We start from the raw sequence: 18,443 nt of genomic DNA on the forward strand, positions 1-18,443 counted from the left end.
TTACACCGGCGTGCTGCTCTCGGCGACCGCCATTCCCTTATGGGGCGCGGGGAAAAAACATATTCCCGCAGCATCGGTCTGCTCCGGCTTTGCCGGGGCGTGCGCCCTCGCCGGCCTGCTGGCAACCATCGAAGGCAACCACGCGGTTACGCGCAAACTCGAACGCCTGGAAATCGTGGCGGGCGGAGCCGAACTTGCGATACTTCTGGATTTCAAGCGCGCCGCCGGAAGTTACGGCGCACCGATGTTTGAAGGAGCGCGCGGGGAGAAATTTCGCACCCACACGCTGCTCGCCGGGATCGTGGCTCCGATGGCGCTCAATCTCATCGGCAGCGCGTTCCGCCTGCCCAAACCGCTCGATGCGGTGCGGGCCACCGCGGCGTCGATTCTGACGCTCTTCGGCGGATACGTTCTCCGCGAGACGCTGATCGAAGCCGGGAAAGCTTCCGCGGCCGACCCCCGAGCGGCATTCCGCCAGCCGCGATGATCGGCGACGCGCGACCGGGCAGAACCGTGCCGGTAACGCTCGATGCGTACCTCGGTAGCGAACGACACACGAAATTCGACGATGTCGTTACCGAGGAGCCGCTTGAATTGCGCTTATTGAGCGACGACGGGACGCAGACGCTCGCCGTCACGATGCGCACGCCCGGCCACGATTTCGAACTGGCGGCCGGTTTCGTCACGAACGAAGGCATCGTTCCGCTCGGCGAACGCATCGAACGCATCGGATACTGCGTCGATCCTTCTGTCGATGCCGAGCAGCGCTACAACATCGTCAACGTTCGCGTTCGCAGCGCAAGCGCGGACCTCTCGCGCTTCGAACGCCATTTTACGATGAACAGTTCGTGCGGCGTCTGCGGCAAGGCAAACCTCGAAGCGTTGCGCGACACGGGCATTCCGCCGGTTTCGTCCGATCTACGCGTGCCCGTTACGCTGCTCTACGAGTTGCCGGAGCGCATGCGAAAGGCGCAACGCGTCTTCAGCGAAACCGGAGGCCTGCACGCTGCGGCGCTCTTTGACGCGGATGGAACCCTGTTGGTTGCGCGCGAAGACATCGGACGACATAACGCCGTCGATAAGGCGATCGGTTGGGCGCGCATCGAAGGGCGCTTACCGCTGCATTCTTGCGTACTGCTGGTGAGCGGCCGAACCAGCTACGAAATTCTGCAGAAAGCCGCGGTGGCGGGCATACCGGTCGTGTGCTCGGTATCGGCTCCGAGTAGTCTAGCCGTCGATCTCGCTCGAGCGTTCAACATTACGCTGGCGGGATTTCTGCGCGACGGGCGCGTGAATATCTACAGCGTGCCGGAACGCATCACGCAGTAACCGCGCGGCCCACGAGCCGATCGAACGTGGCCACGACCTCCGCCGCGAGCACCGGCCGCATCAGGGTTTCGCTCGCCCCGAGCAGCGGCGTAGGCTCGTCCGATACCGCCACCAGCGGGATCGAGCGCTCGCGCGCAAACGTACGCAATTGGACGACGTTCTCTGCGGTTAATACGGGTAGATTCACCAGTAACGCATCGACGTGTTGAAGATCGGCCGCGTGGAAGAACTCCTCGACGCTTCCGGCCGTGGAGACGCGGTAACCCGCCTCCCGCAATCCATAGGCAACGAACGAACGGTCTCGCTCGGCATCGAGCACAACGACCGAACGCGGCGTACCGCTGCGCGGTACCTGCCGCGGCAGGCGTACCGTAAACGTACTGCCTTCGCCCAGCGCACTCTCAAGAGCGATGCTGCCGCCGTGGAGCGCGACGAGTTGCTTGGTTAAAAATAGTCCGAAGCCGGTACCCAATATATGCAACGCGCGCGCGTTCGAACCTCGCGAGAAGCGTTCGAAAACCGCCCCGGTCTCGCCGGCCGGTACGCCGATCCCGCTGTCGCGCACTTTCACCAGTACCGGATCTCCGGTCCCGTCGATGGTGATTTCCGGTGCGGTTCCGTTGGGCGAATACTTGATCGCGTTATCGATGAGGTTCGTAAAGACTTGCCGGAGCCGCTCGTCATCGCCGATCACCGTCGCCGATCCGATCGTGGAGACGATCACCTTCCGGCGGTTGGCGTACTGAGATGCTATCGTTCGAACGAGTTCCTCGAGATTTACCTGCCCTAATTGCAGCGTAATTTCGTTGCGTTCCAGTCTCGAAAGCGTCAGCGTATCGCTAGCGAGTTCGGAGAGCTGCATTGCAGAATCTTTGATCGTGGCAAGGAAATCGAGCTGCTCGTCCGTGACTTCGGCAACCTCGCTGGTGAGATCGGCGAAACCGACGATGGATGTCAGCGGGCCGCGAAAATCGTGGGCCAGCATCGCTATGAGGTCGCTCTTCGTCTGGCTCAGTTCGAGCACGGCGCTTCGGCGTTCGTCAAGCTCGTTGTAGAGGGTCACGTTGCGAGCGGCAACCACGAAGTACTCGGCCAAGAGATCGATCACGAAGAGGTCGGTACTTCGAAGCTGATGCCCAACTTGGGCATGCAGATCGAGGACATATTGCGCGTCGCCGAAGCGCCCGGCATAGGCTACGGCGCGGTTCCGCAGCGACGAAAGGGCGCGAGCCCTTCGTTCCATAGCCTCGTCGACCAGCGCATCGCCCATGCCGCCGTCCGCCCCTATACAACCTAGCTCTTCGACTTCGACGCAGCGTCCATCGTCGGTTACCGCGAGCACTCGCGATTCGATGCCGAGCAACTCCGTGATGATCTCTCGCAGCGTCGTTACGACTTCGCGCGCGTCGAGCGCGGTGAAGAGTCGCCGTGCGCTGCGCGTAAGGGCGAGCAGCCGATCATGCTCTTCCTCAAGAGCGGCCGTGCGTTGCACCTCATCGGTGATATCGCGTTCGATGGACACCCAGTGCGTGATCGCTCCCTGCGCGTCGAGAATTGGGTAGAGCGATACCTGATTCCAGTAAGTGGAACCGTCTTTTCGGTAGCTGATCAGCTCCGCTTCGGTCGGCTTTCCACCGGCCAGAGCGCTTCGCGCTTTACGCATACCTTCGTCGTCAGGCATGTTCTGTCGAAAAGACTCCAGCGATCGGCCAAGCGCCTCGTCGTGCGAGTAACCGGTCCTCAACGTGAACGCATCGTTCACGTAATCGAGTTGCAACGTGCCGCCGGGCACGACGCGGTATACGAGGATAGCATCGCCCGCGACGTTAATTGCGCGAGTAAGCAAATCGATTTCACGCCGCGCGATCTCCCGCTCGGTCTGATCGATGGCGATGGCGATAACGCGTTCGGTTCCGTCTTCTCGTACGAGATCCACGCGCAGTTCGACCGGATAGGACGTACCGTCCCGTCGACGCAGCTCGGCGTCGCGGACGACGGGGAGCCCCGAACGAATCCGAGCGATCGCATCGTCGAAGGCACGATCTAGGAGAATTGGGAGCACGTCGAAGATGGGCATGCCCGCGATCTCGCGCAGGGAATATCCCAATCGTTCGCAGGCACCCTTGGAAGCAAAAGCGATCGTTTTCGCAAGCGGATCGATCGTGAATAGATCGATGTGCGCCGAATCGAACAACTTCAAAAAGCGACGACGCGATTCGAGAGCCGCCATCAGTGCCTTTGCAATCGACTCGAGCGCGGAAATCTGTAGAGGACTCAGCGTGTGCGGCACCTGGTCCATCACGCAAAGAGTCCCTATAGTGTGGCCCTCGGCAGTCGTTAGCGGCAGCCCCGCATAGAACCGCAGGAACGGCTCTTCGGTAACCAACGGATTGTCGCGAAACCGCTCGTCAACTCGAATATCCGGCACGATCATCGCATGGCCGCTCTCAACGACAGGATTGCATAGCGAGATATTACGCGAGATCTCGCGGACCGGTAAGCCGCGAGAGGACTTGAACCACTGACGGTCTTCGTCGACTAAGCTGATGGTCGCGATGCTGGTACCCGCCAGCTCCGAAGCTAGGTGCGTGAAGGCATCGTACAACGCTTCTTCAGGCGTATCGAGGATTTGCAGGTCTTGCAGCGCCTTAAGGCGCTCGCTTTCAATTTCCGGTAAGGGTGGCTTCAGCATCGGCATAGGCTCACGATCGTATATGGCGGGCAAGAAACGTTTGCAAGCGCTCGTTGAACCGCGCCGGCGCATCGGCGTTGGCGACGTGCCCCGCTCCGGCGATGACGCTAAGTTCGCTCACCGGGATACCTGCCGCAATTTCTTCAGAGAGCGCGAACGGCGCGACCGCGTCGTGCTCTCCGCACGCGACGAGCGCGGGTACGCTTATACCCGGCAAGAGATCGCGATAGTCACCGGTCCAGGTAGCCTCCGTCGCGGCAAGATACGAAGGAACGGTCTTGCACGCCATCTGTTCTACGGTTTCGCGCAGGCGCTCCGGTGGCAAGCCGAGTTTCTCCGCGCGACCGCGCGCGAAAGTTTCCATGCTTCCGGCAGCGCGGACCGCCGCGGCGATGCCGTCGGCGTACGACCGCGCGTTCGGGTAGCGAGCAAAGCTGCCGACGATCGCCATCGCATCGATCCGGCTTGGATCGCGTTTCCATAATTCGAACGCCACCACGCCGCCTAAACTGCAACCGATAATGGTATAGCTTTCGATCGCGTACGCATCCAACACGGCGAGCACGTCGCCGGCATACCCGGCTCGCGTTATCTCCGACGGCGACGGTTCGGGCGGAATGCCGTTACCGCGCAATTCAATCGCGAAACAACGATAGGCATCATCGAACGCACGCAGCTGCGCGTCCCAAATCGCGGCGGTGGACCCGACGCCATGCACGAAGACCAGCGCCGGCCCGTTAGTGCCGGCGCTGCGCACCGCGCACGCCACCCCGCCGTGCCCCACCACGTCCCGAGTTTCAATCATTTCAACTCACGTTTTCGGGCGACGAATGCCAATACGTCCGTTAGGGAACGGGCGTTCAACACGTCATCTTTGGTGAGTCCGGCGCGCCGCGCCTGCCCGACCGCTAATTCCACATTGGCTAAGCCCGCCGCATCGTGAGCGTCGCTATCCAAACTGAACGTTACGCCGTAACGCTTGGCTTGTCGGGCGAGGGGAGCCGGCAAATCGAGCCGCAGGTCCTGTCCGTCGATCTCCAGCGCGGTACCGGTGCGCGCTGCTGCCGCGAATACGGCATCGTAATCGAATTCGTAGCCGGCGAATCCACCGAGCATCCGCCCGGTTGGGTGACCGATGATCGTGACGTACGGGTTTTCGCACGCACGAATCAGGCGCGCCGTCATCGCTTCGCGCGAGATGTCGAAGGCCGAGTGCACGCTGGCAATAACGATATCGAGTGCGGCGAGCGTCCGGTCGTCGTAATCGAGCGAGCCGTCCGGCAGAATATCCACCTCGCTCGAACAGAGCGTGCGGATACCGTACTTCGCCCCGAGCGACGCCACGAATTCGCGTTGCTCGCCGAGCTGCTGCGGATCCAAACCGTAGCGTCTGCCGCGGCCTTGCGAGTGATCGCTGACCGCATGGTACGCGTATCCGCGAGCGGCGGCCGCGGCGATCATCTCTTCTAACGTTCCCCGTCCGTCGCTCCACGTACAATGCATGTGAAAATCGCCGAGCACGTCCGAGACGTCGACCAACGCGGGAAGCATACCGGAAACCGCGAGGTCGATCTCGTCGAGCCCGCTGCGCAACTCCGGCGGAATCCACGCCATCCCCAGTGCCTCGTACACCTGCGCCTCGTCCCCGCAGGTCGTATTGGTTCCGGTTCGCAGATCGAGAACGCCGTTTTCGCTTACGCGTAATGCTTTGCGTACCGCGTACTCGCGGAGCTTGATGTTGTGCTCGCGCGATCCGGTAAAGTGTTGCAGCAGGTTGCCGTACACGTTATCCGGGAGGACGCGCAGATCGATCTGTAAACCGCCGGTCAGCCAAATGCTGGTTTTCGTCGGTCCCTCGGCGAGTACGGCGTCCGCCTCCGGCCAAGCCGCAAAATAAGCTGTGACGGCCGAAGCATCGTCGCTGGTGCAGACGATATCGACATCGCCGACCGTCGCCTCCTGGCGACGGATGCTGCCCGCGCAGGTGAGCCGGGAGATCGGCGCGGGACCACCTCGGAGATAGGCCATCGCTTCACGCGCGACGGCGAGCGCGCGCGAGAGCGGCGTTCGAACCGATCGCCCCTTCACCGCAAGGATCCCGCGCTTCCAATTCTCGATGGTCTTCGGCCCCAAACGCGGTACGCCTAAGAGCCGGCCGTCCGCAATCGCCGCCTCGAGATCGCCTAGCGATCCGATTCCGAAATCGGCGTAGAGCGTGGCCGCCGTCTTGGTTCCGATGCCGTTGACGGCGAGTACTTCGAGGATGCTTGGGGGGAAACGCCGATGCAGCTCCACCAATTGTTCCGAAGTCCCGGTGGCGAGCAGCTGTTCGATCGCCGCGGCGATCGACTTTCCCACCGAGGGTAACGTCAGTAATTCGCCTCTGACGATCACGTCCGCGAGCGGCGGCGCGTTTTCAATCGAGGCCGCGGCTTTCTCGAATGCCATGTATTTGTAGAACGATTCGCCCGCCATTTCCATAAGGGTGCGGATCTCAAGCAGCTTGGCTGCGACTTGCGCGTTCGAGAGCATTTCACGGGATCGATTCGCGTTGGCGCGAAGCAACTCCGGGCAATGATCGCGATCCGCATGCGCGATGCGCGCTTTACCGACGGCGCGCACGCCGAAATAGGTCCGCTGACGCTCGACGTCCCGCTCGGGGCATCCGTCGTCCGGCCTTGTGCGAGCTCTCATGAGGCCGCAATCGTGGCACGGATGGCGGCTGGATTGGTCAAGGCGCGCTCCGGATCCGTCTCCATCGGCGATTACGATCCCACCGTTCAGCCGGTACACTGCAAGCGCTTGGCGGCCTTTGTCGGGCACGATCCCGCGCACCTCGAAGAGCGCGATTTTGCGCGCTACATCGGCTATCGTGCCGCGCTGTGCGACATCGACCCCGTCGCGGCATTGGCAGATGCCGAAGAGCTGATGGAGAGACTCGCGGGCGTACACCCGGCATTCGCCTTTCCGATTGTCGGCGCCCTGATCGCTTCGCCGATCGTGGTGGTGATGGATCGGCCCGCGATCGCCTTTGCGTCGCACATCCTTGCGGCGGTGGGGCCGCGTGCGCTTTTCAGCACGCACGTCGACCGCGCGGCGGCGGCGGCTTTTTGCACGGACGGACGGATCTTACACTCCGCATGATGCGCGCGCGCCCGATGTTCGCTATCGTCTTCGCTCGCTTACGCGCGGAGCGGCGCGCGATCGGCTACACCATCGCAACGGCCGTTATCGCCGGCTTCGTGGCACCGCACGGAATCGAAGCGAGAACCGATCCCCACTATGCAAGCGTCGCAATTCGCAGTATTTGGCTAGCCGGGCCGATGCTTTTCTGCTCCGCACTAGGAATGATTTCCGCATTGCTGCAGGTGGCCGGGCGCGACCCGGATTTGGATCTTTGCGAACTGGGCGCGCCGATCTTCGGCCGGGAACTTGCGCGCGCGCGAGCACTGACGCCGTGCATCATCGCAAGCTTGGCAACGTTTTCGTATTGGGGTGCGCAGTGGGCGCGCGGATTCGCCGCGCCGCCGAGTTACTTCATACTCGCTTGGGTGACCGTGCTCGCCGCAACGCTCGTCACGCTGAGCGCGACCGTGCGATCCGGGCCCTCACGCTGGCTCTACGTGGGCATCGCCGCTTCCATCACGTCGCTCTGTTACGGGCTGGCAGTCTATGCGAACGCGCTCGCATTCGGCATGCTCATCGCGCTCGTGGCCGGATTTATCGCGCTACGACAATATGGCGAAACGCTCGCGCGTTTCGACCCTTTATAAAAAAGCGAGGGCGCGTCGTCGACGCGCCCTCGCTTCGGTCTTCTCCGCAATCGTGTTTATACGACCTGTGCCGCACCCGCGGATGCTAGTTTCTCGAGCATCGCGCGATTGAATTGCAACATGTCCTCGCCACCGCGCGTCGAGACCCAATTTGAGTCTTGCACGGTCGGCTGATCGCGGAACAATCCGCCCGCATTGCGGATATCGTCGGCGATCGATTGCGCTCCGGTAATCTGCCGGCTACGCGCGAGCTGTGCCGAGATCAACACCTGCGCGCCGTGGCCGATCGAAAACATCGGCTTCTTGGCGACATCGAACTCGCGCACGAAGCGTTGAACTTCCTTATCCGTACGAATCTGATCGGGCGATACGCCGCCGGGGATCAGCAACGCGTCGAAGTCCTCGGCGGTGCAATCGGCGACAAGCTCTTCGGCCTTCGCGGCTTGGCCTTCATCGAGGCCGCGCTTACCGCGAATTTTCTGGCGGGAGCGCTCCTCGACGCCCACGATCGTGACGATAGCGCCCGCTTCTTCCAAAGCGCGGCGCGGCTCCATTAAGTCGATTTCTTCAAAACCATCGCCGATGAGCGCGGCGATGCGTTTACCTTCCACTCCTAGCATCGGGGCCGTGTTCGCTCCGGGGGTTACAGGGTCCCACCCGTTTGCTGAACCGCCGCCCGCAGGAGATACGCGAATTCCAGCTCCGCCTTGCCGAGCGGGTCGAGGATGTCGTCCTCGCCGAGCGCCCGCAGCGTAGCGTTGCGTTTGGTCATATCGCCTTCGGGAACCTGATGCCGCGGGTTGATCTCGCGCATGTAAATGCGCGCGTCGTACCGGGTCTGCCCCTCGGGCAGAAAGTACAGCGGATCGAGGCCGAACGCGTAGGCCGCAAGGCCCAAAATCTCGGTGCGTTGCAAGAACTCGATCGGCTTACTCCGCAGCGCGACGGCCAGCCGCGCGAGGGCGGCCACCCCGATACGCTCGCTTCCGGCCAGGACGGCGTCCATCCGGTCGGCGGAGACCTCGAGCGCCTCGGCTAGACGGTGCGTCGAGACTTCTCGTTCGTCGGCCAGCGCCCGCAGCGCGCGTCCGAAGGCCGGCCCTCCGGCAGTTCCCAAGCGCCCATCCCAGGCAGATAGCTCACTCATACGTCCTCGATTGGTTCCGTGCTGACGAAAATGCCGCCTTGCTCGACCGTGACCGCGAAGCGCGGGATCGACGCGAAATCGCCGAGCGTCATCTTTCCCGTCCGCAGATCGAAACACCAGGCGTGCCAAGGGCAGGTGACCGTCGTACCCTCGATCCACCCGTCGGCCATCGGGCCGCCTTGGTGCGGGCAGGCGTTTTCGAGCGCGAAGAATTCGCCCTCAACGTTGAATACCGCCACGTCGTAGCGTCCGAATGACGCAACCAAGCGCTCCCCCGGAGGGAGCGCCGCCACGTCGGCGACTCGCATGAATTCGCTCATGCCACGCGCGTTCTGCACTTCAAGGCCCAGGCAGCGTACCTCATCGGCCCGCGCCGCGATGCAACAAAAGCTGTAAACGCTAGAAGAGGCTTGCGATCAATCCACCGTCCACAGCGATGGTTTGGCCGGTGACGTAACGCGCGCCCTCGCCGCAGAGAAACGCCACCATCGGTGCGAACTCTTGCGGCGTCGCTACCCGGCCGATCGGCACGTCCGCCTGTGCGGCGCGCTCCATCGAACCTTCATCGGGATAGAGCTTGCGCAGCCGGTCCGTGAGGATGCGACCGGTCGCGATCGAGTTGACGGTGACGCCGTCTTTCGCCACTTCGATCGAGAGCGTTTTTAACGCGGAGATCAACGCGGTGCGAAACGCGTTGGAAAGGACCAGCGTTTTCAGCGGCTGTTTCACCGACGACGACGTGAGCGCGACGATGCGTCCCCATCCGCTCTCGCGCATGTGCGGCAACGCGCCGTCGACGAGCGCGAGCATGCTGCGCAGCACCCCGCGATAACCCTCGTCCCAATCTTGCAGACTCATGCTGGAATACGGGCCGGGTTTGGGGCCGCCGCTATTGGCAATCAGGATATCGACCCCGCCGTATGCCGCGCGCACGTCGCTCAGCAGCGCCGCGATCGACGCCTCGTCGTTCAAATCGACGGTGAAGGCGCGAGCGTCTTCCGCCCCGAGTTGTTTGGCGTGGAGCGCGACCGCTTCGAGGCGGTCGGCACGGCGCGCAGCCACCGCAAGTTTCACGCCTTCGGCTGCGAGCGCGAGCGCCACGGCTTCTCCGAGCCCGGCGCTGCCGCCGGTTACGAGCGCGACGCGCCCTTTAATTCCAAGATCCATATCAGTAAGGAACCCCGTGTTGGCGTTGGGTTTTCAGTGCGTTCATATACCACACGAACTCTTGGAAGAACCGCGCGGAGTATTCGGCCAGTTTCGGATCGGTCGGTGTCCCGTCGTCGGTAAACGCATCTTGCACGGTCCCGATCGGCTGCATGGACGGAATGGTCACCATACCCATCTCGCCAAGCGTCGCGCGTAGCTGCACCCCCGCGCGCGTGCCGCCCCAGCGCGTGCCCGAGTACGTGACGATCGCCGCCGGACGCCAGAAGTACTCTTCGAGATAGTGATCCATCAAATTTTTGAGCGCGGGCGGGATACCGTGATTGTATTCGCCCGAAACGATTGCGAAGCCGTCGGCGGCGCGAAACGTCTTGGCTAACGACTCCATCAGCGCGGGCGCCGTTCCGGGCGCGTACTCTTTATACATGCGATCGAGCATCGGCAGCTGGTACTCCATCGGATCGATCAACATCGGATCCATCCCACGCCGGCGCAACTCGTTGACGACCCAGCGCGCGGCCTTGATGCCCTGGCGATCGCTGCGCACCGAACCATAGATGACGGGCACGAAAAAGCCGCTCATCCCTGAATCTTGCGCCCGCAAGCGCGAACGCCTGCCGGAAGGGCGGTTGCGCCGCCCGGCCCATCGCCGCGTATACTAGTCGCGTGACTACCGAACAGATCGTGGAGCGACGCACCGAGATCGTCTTCCCAACCGACGCCAACAACTACGGCACCCTCTTCGGCGGCAAGGCGCTGGCGATGATGGACGTCGTCGCGGGCATTGCCGCCATGCGCGCCTGCCGCAAGCCCGTGGTAACCGCCTCGATCGACCGAACCGATTTCAAGGCGCCGATCCGCACCGGCGACTTCGCCGAGACGATCGCGACCGTGGCACGGATCGGCCGCACCTCGATCGCCATCGACGTGGAGCTGTGGGGCGAGAATCCCGTGACCGGGGCGCGCCACCTCTCAACCACCTCCCGCTTCGTCATGGTCGCCGTCGGCCCCGACGGCCGCCCCACCCCGGTGCGCGACGAGGCCTAGCCGGCCGCACCCCCGCGCGTGATAGGATGGGCGAGGAGGGGAGTATGACCGCACAGCCCTGGGAGACCCCGATCGCGCGGCTAGAAGGCGCCTTCGAGCAGGTAGGCAAGCGGCTCGACAGCATCGATCGACGCTTGGATGGCATTGACCGACGCTTCGAGAGCGTGGACCGGCGGTTTGACGGCGTCGACCGCAAGATCGACGCGAATTTCCGCGCGACGATCGGCTGGATGCTGGGCCAAACCGCGGTCCTTCTCGCGGCGCTCGCCGCCGTCGCGTACACCCTGCACCGCTAGGCCTGAGCTAACTCCGCTTGCGGGACGTCCGCCGGTCTGCTATGCTACGCCGGTCGCCGGGATGGAGCACCTCGCCCTGTACCCGGCCGAGTCTTTCCTGAACAAGGAGTTCAATCCGTGCCCATTTCCAAAGAATTAAAAGCCGAACTTGCCGTTAAGTACGGCCGCGGCGCCAACGACACCGGCTCCGCCGAAGTGCAAGTCGCCGTTCTCACCGCGACGATTAACATGCTCACCGAGCATCTGAAGATTCACAAAAAAGATCATCACAGCCGCCGTGGCCTGCTGTTGCAGGTTGGCCAGCGCCGCCGGTTGCTCAACTATCTGATGCACAAAGATATCGAGCGCTACCGTAAGCTCATCGCCGATCTCGGCCTGCGCCGCTAAAAGCCGAGCGCATAACCGCAATCGTAAAACAAAAACGGGACGCCGATGGCGTCCCGTTTTGTTTTGCTCGCTCCGGCTACGATTTACGCTTGTAGGCCTTTCGCGCCGCTTCTTTGATGGCGGCGGTGCCCATGCCGTAATGTTCGATGAGTTCGGTCGGCTCGCCGGATTGGCCGAATTGATCCTGCACGCCGACGAATTCGATCGGGACCGGATGGCGCTGCGCGACGATCTCGGCAACGCGCGAGCCCATACCGGCATGGACTTGATGCTCTTCCACGGTGACGATGGCGCCGCATTCGCGGGCCGCAGCATCGATCGCCCCTTCGTCCATCGGTTTGACCGTGTGATTGTTGACGACGCGGCATTCGATGCCGTCTTCGCGCGCTAACTCCTCGGCCGCGATCAGGGCGTTATAGAGTAAGATTCCGCAGGCGACGATCGCCACGTCGTTGCCGTCGCGGAACGTCTGCGCCTTGCCGATCTCGAACGGCGTCTCTTCCGTCGTGACGATTGCGGACTTGTCGCGCGCGAACCGCAGGTACGTCGGCCCGAATTTCTCGGAGAGCGCGATCGTCGCTTTCTTGGTCTGCACCGAATCGCACGGCACCACGACCATCATGTGCGGGATGACGCGCATGATCGCGATATCTTCGATCGCTTGGTGGGTCGCGCCGTCGGGCCCGACGGATACGCCGGCGTGCGCGCCCGCGATCTTCACGTTGGACTCGTTGAGCGCCATGATCGTGCGGACTTGCTCCCACGAGCGGCCCGGATTGAACATCGCATAGCTCGCGATCCACGGCGTTTTTCCGACTGCGGCCAAGCCGCCGGCCATCGCTACGAGCAATTGCTCGGCAACGCCGATTTCGATGTACTGCTCTGGGTACGCTTTTTTAAAGCCTTCCATGCGCGTCGACTCGGCAAGGTCGGCGCAAATCGCGACCACATTTTTATTGCGATTGCCCGCTTCAATCAGCCCTTCGCCAAAGCCGTTGCGCGTCGGAACCTGCTTGATCGTCGCGGCGTCGCGATAGTCGACCAAGTGCATGGCGTGGGCTGCTGCGTCCATCGTATCGGCGCTAGGCATTGGCGAGGATCCTTTCGCGTGCGGCTTGCAACTCGTTCAGCGCTTCGTCGGCTTGCTGTTTGTTCGGCGGCTTACCGTGCCAGGTATAATCGCCTTCCATATACGAGACGCCCTTACCCGGAACGGTATTCGCAACGATAACCTGCGGTTTGCCGACGGTCGCGGCCGCCTTCTTCGCGGCTTCGACGATCGAGGCGATATCGTTGCCGTCGCACTCGATCACTTCCCAGTTGAACGCGCGGTATTTATCGCCGAGCGGCTCGAGCGGCATGATATCTTCGGTGCTGCCGTCGATTTGGATGAAGTTGCGATCGATGATGCAGGTGAGGTTGTCGAGATGAAATTTTCCGGCCGTCATCATCGCTTCCCAATGCAGGCCGCACTGATGTTCGGCATCCGAGGTTACCACGTAGACGCGCCAATCTTTTTTATCGAGCTTCGCTCCAAGCGCCATGCCGACGCCTTGCGCCAGCCCTTCGCCGAGCGGGCCCGACGTCGTTTCGAGCGCCGGAAGTTTCACGCGCTCGGGGTGCCCTTGCAAGCGCGAACCGAACTTGCGCAGCGTGAGCAACTCTTCCACCGGAAAGTAGCCGAAGTGCGCCATCGCGGAGTACCGGACCGGAGCGATGTGGCCGCACGAGAGCAGCAGGCGGTCGCGATCCGGCCACTCGGGCTTCTTCGGATCGTGGCGCATGATGTGGCCGTAGAGCGCCGTGAATACGTCGGCCATATCGAGCGAACCGGCGGAATGCCCGGAGCCGGCGGCGGCCAAGGCTTCGATGATGCCCTGGCGTACGTCGTTCGCCTTGACCTGTAATTCGGTCAGGCGTTTTGGGGTGAGACTCTGCATGGGTGCCGTTATACCAGCCGCACGTGCGGCGGACCTAGTGGATTTGCAGGAAAGGCTCGGTCCAAAAGTCGAGCGCGGGCCAGCCAAATAGCGTCAGCCGGCGGCTGCGGCAGCCCGCTCGGCTTTGGCGAGCTTTACGCGATCGCGCAGGTCCGCGGTGTGGAGCGCGTGGCACGCGATGCAGAGCGTCTCCAAATTCTCGACGTGGTGCACGCAGCTGATCTGCGCGTGGCGCCCGTTCGCTGCGACGATGTGATTGACTTCGAGACGTCCGGTCTTGCGCGCGGCGCGCCACGCGCTCATCGCTTTTTTGTATGCGGCCTCGGTACGGAAGGCGGCGCGCGCGGGGCGCTTCGGCAACGCGTGCCCGCACTTCGTGCACCGATACTTGTCGCGGCGCTTCGCAGCGCGACGCGCGAGCGACCACCAGTGATTCTTCCAAAACGTGTCGCCGCACCGATCGCTGCACCAGGTGCGGCGGCGTGCGGGGAGCGCTTTTCCGCACCACGCGCAGCCGTCGGGCGTGCGCGTCACGAGCGAGCATTCCGCCAGTAGGGCCGCGCTCTTGGTCACGACCGCGGTTCGAGCACGAAAGCCCGCGGCGAGCCGTCGTAGAGTCCGTCGCCCACGATCCATCCGTCGCGATCGATCGCGCGCGCGCAAAGCAGCTTCCAACCGGAGTTCGCGGGAATCAGCGCGTTGAGATTTTGAATGCCGTTATCGACCCACCGAACGGCCACGTCGCGGGACGAAGGCGGAGCGCCGGTCTGCAGCCACGGCACGCGCTGCGTCGGTCCCGAGCAGCCGACGATGGTTCCGGCGTCGTTGATGCCGAGCGCGTAACTGGAATCGCCGGGTTTGCGCACGCCGAGGTCTCGCATGCGCCCACGTTCGTACACCCACGCGTGGCTCGGGCCCTCGACGAGCGACCACTTCGGCCCCGACGTCGTTCCGGAGTAACCGACGACGATACCGCCTGCGTTGAGCGCCGTCGCGTAAGTATCGAGGAAGCCGGGTATCGTTCCGAGATCGCGCATGTGCTGTCCGCTTGCGCTACGCGTCATCTCGAACGCGTGGATCGGCAGCGCTTCGACGCTGTGACGCGCGGGCGCATAGCCGTCCTGCGGCGGCGGGAGCGCGGCATCGAACGTCCACGGCACGTTCACGGTCGTCGCCCCGACGATGATGCCTGCGTTGTCGATCGCGCTTGCGGCGCTACCGTTCCAATCCGAACGCGTTGAGAGCGGGACGATATTTGCAATGCTTCCATCCGCGTCGCGTACGAATCCCCGATAGGCGTCCACGCCGACGACCGTGTCGCGATCGTTGATGCCGAAGGCTTCGAAGGTTTCGTTACGCGAGCGATCGAGATACGAAATCGCTCCGTTGCGAAAAAGCGCCGCTGTTGCCGTTTCCAACCCGCTCATCGCGACCGGACCGTACGTGCCGAGGCTCCCGGCTGCCGTGCCGTCGGATGCTATCGCCGTTGCAACGCTGGATGCAACGTCGTCGGGGTCGAGGGCTTTGGGCGGGCGGTAGAGCGTCAACGTTCCATTAGCCCACGTGAATGCGGCGCCGTCGATCGATCCGGCGACGGCGTGGTTCGCATTGATGGCCCGTGCCGATCCGCCGACGTCTTGCAACGTGCCGATACCGACGACGCGATAGAGCGGCGCTGAAAGAGCGACCGGCATCATTAGTATCCGAGCGCGGCGCCCGAAGGGTGGCGCCAATCGGTCCCGCCATAGCGAACGCCCGTCTTCGGATCGACGACGACCGCCTGTGCGGAGCCCCACGACGGAATCATCTTGAGCGTGTAGCCTTCGCTGCGTAGCGCCGCCATCGTTGCGTTCGTCAACGCGCCGGGTTCGTATTCGATGCGGTCGGGCAACCACTGCATGTGGATGCGCGGCGCATCGACCGCTTGTTGCGCGTTCATGCCGAAGACGAGCGCGTCGAGCATCGTTTCCAGCGTGATCGTGATGATGCGCGAGCCGCCGGGGCTGCCGGTCACCATCGCGAGCTTACCGTCTTTGGTAACGATCGTCGGCGTCATCGACGAGAGCGGGCGCTTCCCGGGCTGAATATCGTTCGCGACGCCCTGCACCAGACCGAACATATTCGGTACGCCCGGTTTCGAGGTGAAATCGTCCATTTCGTCGTTGAGGAAGAACCCGGTATTGCCGGCGATGACGCCCGCGCCGAACCAGTCGTTGATGGTGAACGTCATCGAAACCGCGTCGCCCTGCGCGTCGACGATCGAGAAGTGGGTCGTATCGTTATTCTCATGCGTAATCGAAAGGCCGGGTTTTACCTGCGACGACGGCGTTGCGCGATCGGGCGAGATCGTCGCCCGAAGCTTCGCGGCGTAGGCAGGCGAGAGCAGTTGCGCGACCGGATTTTTGACAAATGTCGGATCGCCGAGGTAATTGTTGCGATCCGCGTATGCGCGGCGTTCCGCTTCGATCAGGTAATGCGTTTCCTTGAGGCTATGCCAGCCCCAAGACGCAAACGGGTAGGGGGCAACGATGTTGAGAATTTCGCAGAGCGTCACGCCCCCGGAACTCGGCGGCGGCGCGGAGGCGATGGTGTACCCGTGGTACGTGCAATGCACCGGCTGCGATTCGTCCACCGTGTAATCCGCGAAATCTTTCATCGTGAGCAGGCCGCCGTGTTTCTTACTCGAGGCAACGACGGCCCGCGCGATCGCCCCGCGATAAAACGCAGCATCGCCCTGCTGCGAAATCAACGATAGCGTGTGAGCGAGGTTCTTTTGCACGATGCGATCGCCCGCGCGCGGCAAGCGCCCGTGCGGCATCCAGATGGCGCGAACGTTGGGCTGTTTCGCGAACGTGTATGCGCCGCTGTAGCCTTCACTCGCCGAGCCGATAAACGGTAGCAGATCGCCCTGCGTCATGGTGAACCCGTTGCGCGCGAGGGCGATCGCCGGCGCCATCAGCGCGGCCCGCGACATCGTGCCGTACTGTTGGCGCGCGCGCTCCATGCCCATCACCGTTCCGGGAACGCCGATCGCGAGCCACCCCTTGCGCGAACGCTCGGGCACGTCGTTCCCGTGGCTATCTAGGTACATGTTCCGCCTCGCGCCCAGGGGCGCTTTCTCACGGAAGTCGATGAAGCGCTCGCGCCCGTCGTGCATGCGAATCAGCATGAACCCGCCGCCGCCGATGTTCCCGCAACACGGATCGACCACCGCGAGCGCGTACGCCACGGCAACCCCCGCGTCGACGGCGTTCCCACCGTGCTTGAGGACGTCGAGCCCGATTCGCGAGGCCAGCCGCTGCTCGGTCGAAACCATCGCATGAGCCCCGACGCTCACCGGCGGAGCCCCAGCCCGCAACGGCGTCGCGGAGAGCGCCAACAGTGCGGCGATAATTCCAGTCATCAATCGCTTCATAACCCGTAGCTTTCGCCAGCGAATTGTTCGTTCCCTAAATCCACACACAGCGCGCGCGCCGCATACCGGTGGCGGGGAATAACGGCACCGCAAACGGGAAGCGTCTGGTGGGCGGCGAAGCGGCGCGTTCAGGTGGTGTGGGCAGCGTGCCTTTTATACACCGTTTGTAGCTTATTCTTCAAACGATGGAGTTTTTTCTTGAGAACCAGACAAATGCTCGCGCTTTCAGCGCTGAGTCTCTCTATGCTCCTTGCAAATTGCTCGGGCGCTAGCAATTCGTATGTGCCTAGTGCGCCCGGGAGCCAGTCCGTACGCACTGGAGTTGCGCCGGCCACGGAGTACGGCGCGCCACCTAAGGGTACGACTCAATCCGCGTCCGGAGACGCTGCAGTTACGGCAGCTTCGGCTTCAAACGCCGCACCTTCGCTACGCCCGGTTGTAGCCGGCGGATGCAACACGGTATTGTGCGGCGGCGGCAGCGGTTCGGGTGGCGGCAACTGCTATCTCGCAGGTCCCACCGGCAGAAATACAAGTGCGATCGCGGGAGCGCATCCCGTTACCGCTTGCGGAGCTGGCGGTGGTGATGTGTGGGTTCCCGGCGGCTGCGCGACAGATGTGGGCGGCACGAATTGCACGCCCGGCTCCTGGCAGCCCGCACCCGGCGGTGGCGGGGTTGGATGCTCAGTATGCACACCCATTCTTCCGCCCGGCGGTTCTGGGCCCATTGCGATCTCAACATGCAACGGCGAACTTCAGAACAACACGTCAATCAACGGCCAGGATGATCACAATGATCAGATAAGCAATAGTTTTGCCCTTTGGGCCAAGGTGGGTGCAGTCACCGAACAAATTGCCTACGAGTACCAAACCTACGGCGGAAACGAGTATATTTCGTTCCTTGTAAACTTCTCGGGTGGCATAAATGCCGGGCCAATTGGGGTTGGTGCTAGCAACTCAGGCTTTCCAATATTTCCGTTTAACGGATCCGTGTATGGGACTCTTCAGTCGGCATTGGCAGAGGTCAACGAAGCTCAGGCGAAGCTGTTATTTCCGTGGAATAAACTAACTCAGAACGTTCAGGTCAAGCAAGATCAATGCAAGCAATCGAGTAACGGTTAGACAATGATAGGAATCATGCTTGGCAGCCTGATATCCAAGGCGACTCCCAAAAGCACGCCGTTCCGTCAGTGTGCAAATGAGATCGCGCCCGTGGGTAGTAGCCCGCCTCTCGATGGGATCGAGCGCGCATC

General features: G+C 62.7%; 21 protein-coding genes. 8 read left to right on the top strand and 13 right to left on the bottom strand.

All coding sequences use genetic code 11. From position 1 onward, the window contains the following. Nucleotides 1-487: hypothetical protein (locus tag VMW12_10185; protein HUZ50081.1), on the top strand; the 487-nt coding region annotated here is incomplete at its 5' end. A 26-nt stretch (nucleotides 488-513) separates the two neighbouring features. Beyond that, on the top strand, nucleotides 514-1,329 hold the full coding sequence (gene fdhD, locus VMW12_10190; GenBank protein HUZ50082.1) for a formate dehydrogenase accessory sulfurtransferase FdhD: 816 nt from the start codon (nucleotides 514-516) through the stop codon (nucleotides 1,327-1,329). Here the strand turns inward: fdhD and VMW12_10195 are convergent. The 3 genes from VMW12_10195 to polX are packed head-to-tail and all read right to left on the bottom strand — an operon-like array spanning nucleotide 1,319 to nucleotide 6,715. Beyond that, the gene (locus VMW12_10195) at nucleotides 1,319-4,021 is read right to left on the bottom strand and encodes a PAS domain S-box protein (GenBank protein HUZ50083.1); all 2,703 of its coding nucleotides are present in this window, start codon (nucleotides 4,019-4,021) and stop codon (nucleotides 1,319-1,321) included. The genes fdhD and VMW12_10195 overlap by 11 nt on opposite strands. 10 nt (nucleotides 4,022-4,031) lie before the next feature. Further along, complete coding sequence (locus VMW12_10200) at nucleotides 4,032-4,826, bottom strand: alpha/beta hydrolase (GenBank protein ID HUZ50084.1); 795 nt, start codon at nucleotides 4,824-4,826, stop codon at nucleotides 4,032-4,034. Further along, nucleotides 4,823-6,715 (bottom strand): DNA polymerase/3'-5' exonuclease PolX, encoded by a 1,893-nt coding sequence (gene polX / locus VMW12_10205; protein HUZ50085.1) that lies wholly within the window; start codon nucleotides 6,713-6,715, stop codon nucleotides 4,823-4,825. The genes VMW12_10200 and polX overlap by 4 nt, the downstream gene beginning before the upstream one ends. Before the next feature lie 12 nt (nucleotides 6,716-6,727). Between polX and VMW12_10210 the strand changes: the two genes are divergently transcribed. Together VMW12_10210 and VMW12_10215 are read left to right on the top strand one after the other, a co-directional pair. Beyond that, nucleotides 6,728-7,165: a hypothetical protein gene (locus tag VMW12_10210; protein ID HUZ50086.1), complete on the top strand. Its 438-nt coding sequence runs from the start codon at nucleotides 6,728-6,730 to the stop codon at nucleotides 7,163-7,165. Then, the gene (locus VMW12_10215; GenBank protein HUZ50087.1) at nucleotides 7,162-7,794 is read left to right on the top strand and encodes a hypothetical protein; all 633 of its coding nucleotides are present in this window, start codon (nucleotides 7,162-7,164) and stop codon (nucleotides 7,792-7,794) included. The genes VMW12_10210 and VMW12_10215 overlap by 4 nt, the downstream gene beginning before the upstream one ends. 56 nt (nucleotides 7,795-7,850) lie before the next feature. On the opposite strand, the gene VMW12_10220 is transcribed toward VMW12_10215, so the two are convergent. The 5 genes from VMW12_10220 to VMW12_10240 form a co-directional block, all read right to left on the bottom strand. Continuing rightward, nucleotides 7,851-8,414 (bottom strand): type 1 glutamine amidotransferase domain-containing protein, encoded by a 564-nt coding sequence (locus tag VMW12_10220; protein HUZ50088.1) that lies wholly within the window; start codon nucleotides 8,412-8,414, stop codon nucleotides 7,851-7,853. Nucleotides 8,415-8,437: 23 nt separating this feature from the next. After that, complete coding sequence (locus VMW12_10225) at nucleotides 8,438-8,941, bottom strand: helix-turn-helix domain-containing protein (GenBank protein HUZ50089.1); 504 nt, start codon at nucleotides 8,939-8,941, stop codon at nucleotides 8,438-8,440. After that, nucleotides 8,938-9,261 carry a Rieske (2Fe-2S) protein gene (locus VMW12_10230; protein HUZ50090.1) on the bottom strand — a complete coding sequence of 108 codons (324 nt, stop codon included), beginning with the start codon at nucleotides 9,259-9,261 and terminating at the stop codon, nucleotides 8,938-8,940. Before VMW12_10230 ends, VMW12_10225 begins: the two co-directional genes overlap by 4 nt. A gap of 79 nt (nucleotides 9,262-9,340) precedes the next feature. After that, on the bottom strand, nucleotides 9,341-10,108 hold the full coding sequence (locus VMW12_10235) for an SDR family oxidoreductase (protein ID HUZ50091.1): 768 nt from the start codon (nucleotides 10,106-10,108) through the stop codon (nucleotides 9,341-9,343). 1 nt (nucleotide 10,109) lies between these two features. After that, nucleotides 10,110-10,676 (bottom strand): NAD(P)H-dependent oxidoreductase, encoded by a 567-nt coding sequence (locus VMW12_10240; GenBank protein ID HUZ50092.1) that lies wholly within the window; start codon nucleotides 10,674-10,676, stop codon nucleotides 10,110-10,112. 98 nt (nucleotides 10,677-10,774) lie between these two features. On the opposite strand from VMW12_10240, the gene VMW12_10245 reads away from it, so the two are divergent. The 3 genes from VMW12_10245 (at nucleotide 10,775) to rpsO (ending at nucleotide 11,838) form a co-directional block, all read left to right on the top strand. Further along, complete coding sequence (locus VMW12_10245; protein HUZ50093.1) at nucleotides 10,775-11,155, top strand: acyl-CoA thioesterase; 381 nt, start codon at nucleotides 10,775-10,777, stop codon at nucleotides 11,153-11,155. 44 nt (nucleotides 11,156-11,199) lie between these two features. Continuing rightward, a complete protein-coding gene (locus VMW12_10250; protein ID HUZ50094.1) occupies nucleotides 11,200-11,451 on the top strand; it encodes a hypothetical protein in 252 nt (83 codons plus the stop codon). Between the two features lie 123 nt (nucleotides 11,452-11,574). Further along, nucleotides 11,575-11,838: a 30S ribosomal protein S15 gene (gene rpsO, locus VMW12_10255; GenBank protein ID HUZ50095.1), complete on the top strand. Its 264-nt coding sequence runs from the start codon at nucleotides 11,575-11,577 to the stop codon at nucleotides 11,836-11,838. Nucleotides 11,839-11,914: 76 nt separating this feature from the next. Here the strand turns inward: rpsO and VMW12_10260 are convergent, their stop codons facing one another. From VMW12_10260 to ggt, 5 genes are all read right to left on the bottom strand, one after another. Beyond that, the gene (locus tag VMW12_10260) at nucleotides 11,915-12,928 is read right to left on the bottom strand and encodes a transketolase C-terminal domain-containing protein (protein ID HUZ50096.1); all 1,014 of its coding nucleotides are present in this window, start codon (nucleotides 12,926-12,928) and stop codon (nucleotides 11,915-11,917) included. After that, nucleotides 12,921-13,778 (bottom strand): transketolase, encoded by an 858-nt coding sequence (locus tag VMW12_10265; protein HUZ50097.1) that lies wholly within the window; start codon nucleotides 13,776-13,778, stop codon nucleotides 12,921-12,923. The genes VMW12_10260 and VMW12_10265 overlap by 8 nt, the downstream gene beginning before the upstream one ends. A gap of 93 nt (nucleotides 13,779-13,871) precedes the next feature. Beyond that, a complete protein-coding gene (locus VMW12_10270) occupies nucleotides 13,872-14,351 on the bottom strand; it encodes a hypothetical protein (GenBank protein ID HUZ50098.1) in 480 nt (159 codons plus the stop codon). Next, nucleotides 14,348-15,475 carry a hypothetical protein gene (locus tag VMW12_10275; protein HUZ50099.1) on the bottom strand — a complete coding sequence of 376 codons (1,128 nt, stop codon included), beginning with the start codon at nucleotides 15,473-15,475 and terminating at the stop codon, nucleotides 14,348-14,350. Before VMW12_10275 ends, VMW12_10270 begins: the two co-directional genes overlap by 4 nt. After that, nucleotides 15,475-17,193, bottom strand: a complete 1,719-nt coding sequence (gene ggt, locus VMW12_10280) for a gamma-glutamyltransferase (protein HUZ50100.1) — start codon at nucleotides 17,191-17,193, stop codon at nucleotides 15,475-15,477. The genes VMW12_10275 and ggt overlap by 1 nt, the downstream gene beginning before the upstream one ends. A gap of 585 nt (nucleotides 17,194-17,778) precedes the next feature. Here ggt and VMW12_10285 point away from each other — a divergent pair. Then, nucleotides 17,779-18,312, top strand: coding sequence for a hypothetical protein (locus tag VMW12_10285; protein ID HUZ50101.1), 534 nt, complete (start codon nucleotides 17,779-17,781; stop codon nucleotides 18,310-18,312). The last annotated feature ends 131 nt before the right edge of the window (nucleotides 18,313-18,443 follow it).

The sequence above is a fragment of the Candidatus Dormiibacterota bacterium genome, from assembly GCA_035532835.1.
Lineage (GTDB): Bacteria > Vulcanimicrobiota > Vulcanimicrobiia > Vulcanimicrobiales > Vulcanimicrobiaceae > DAHUXY01.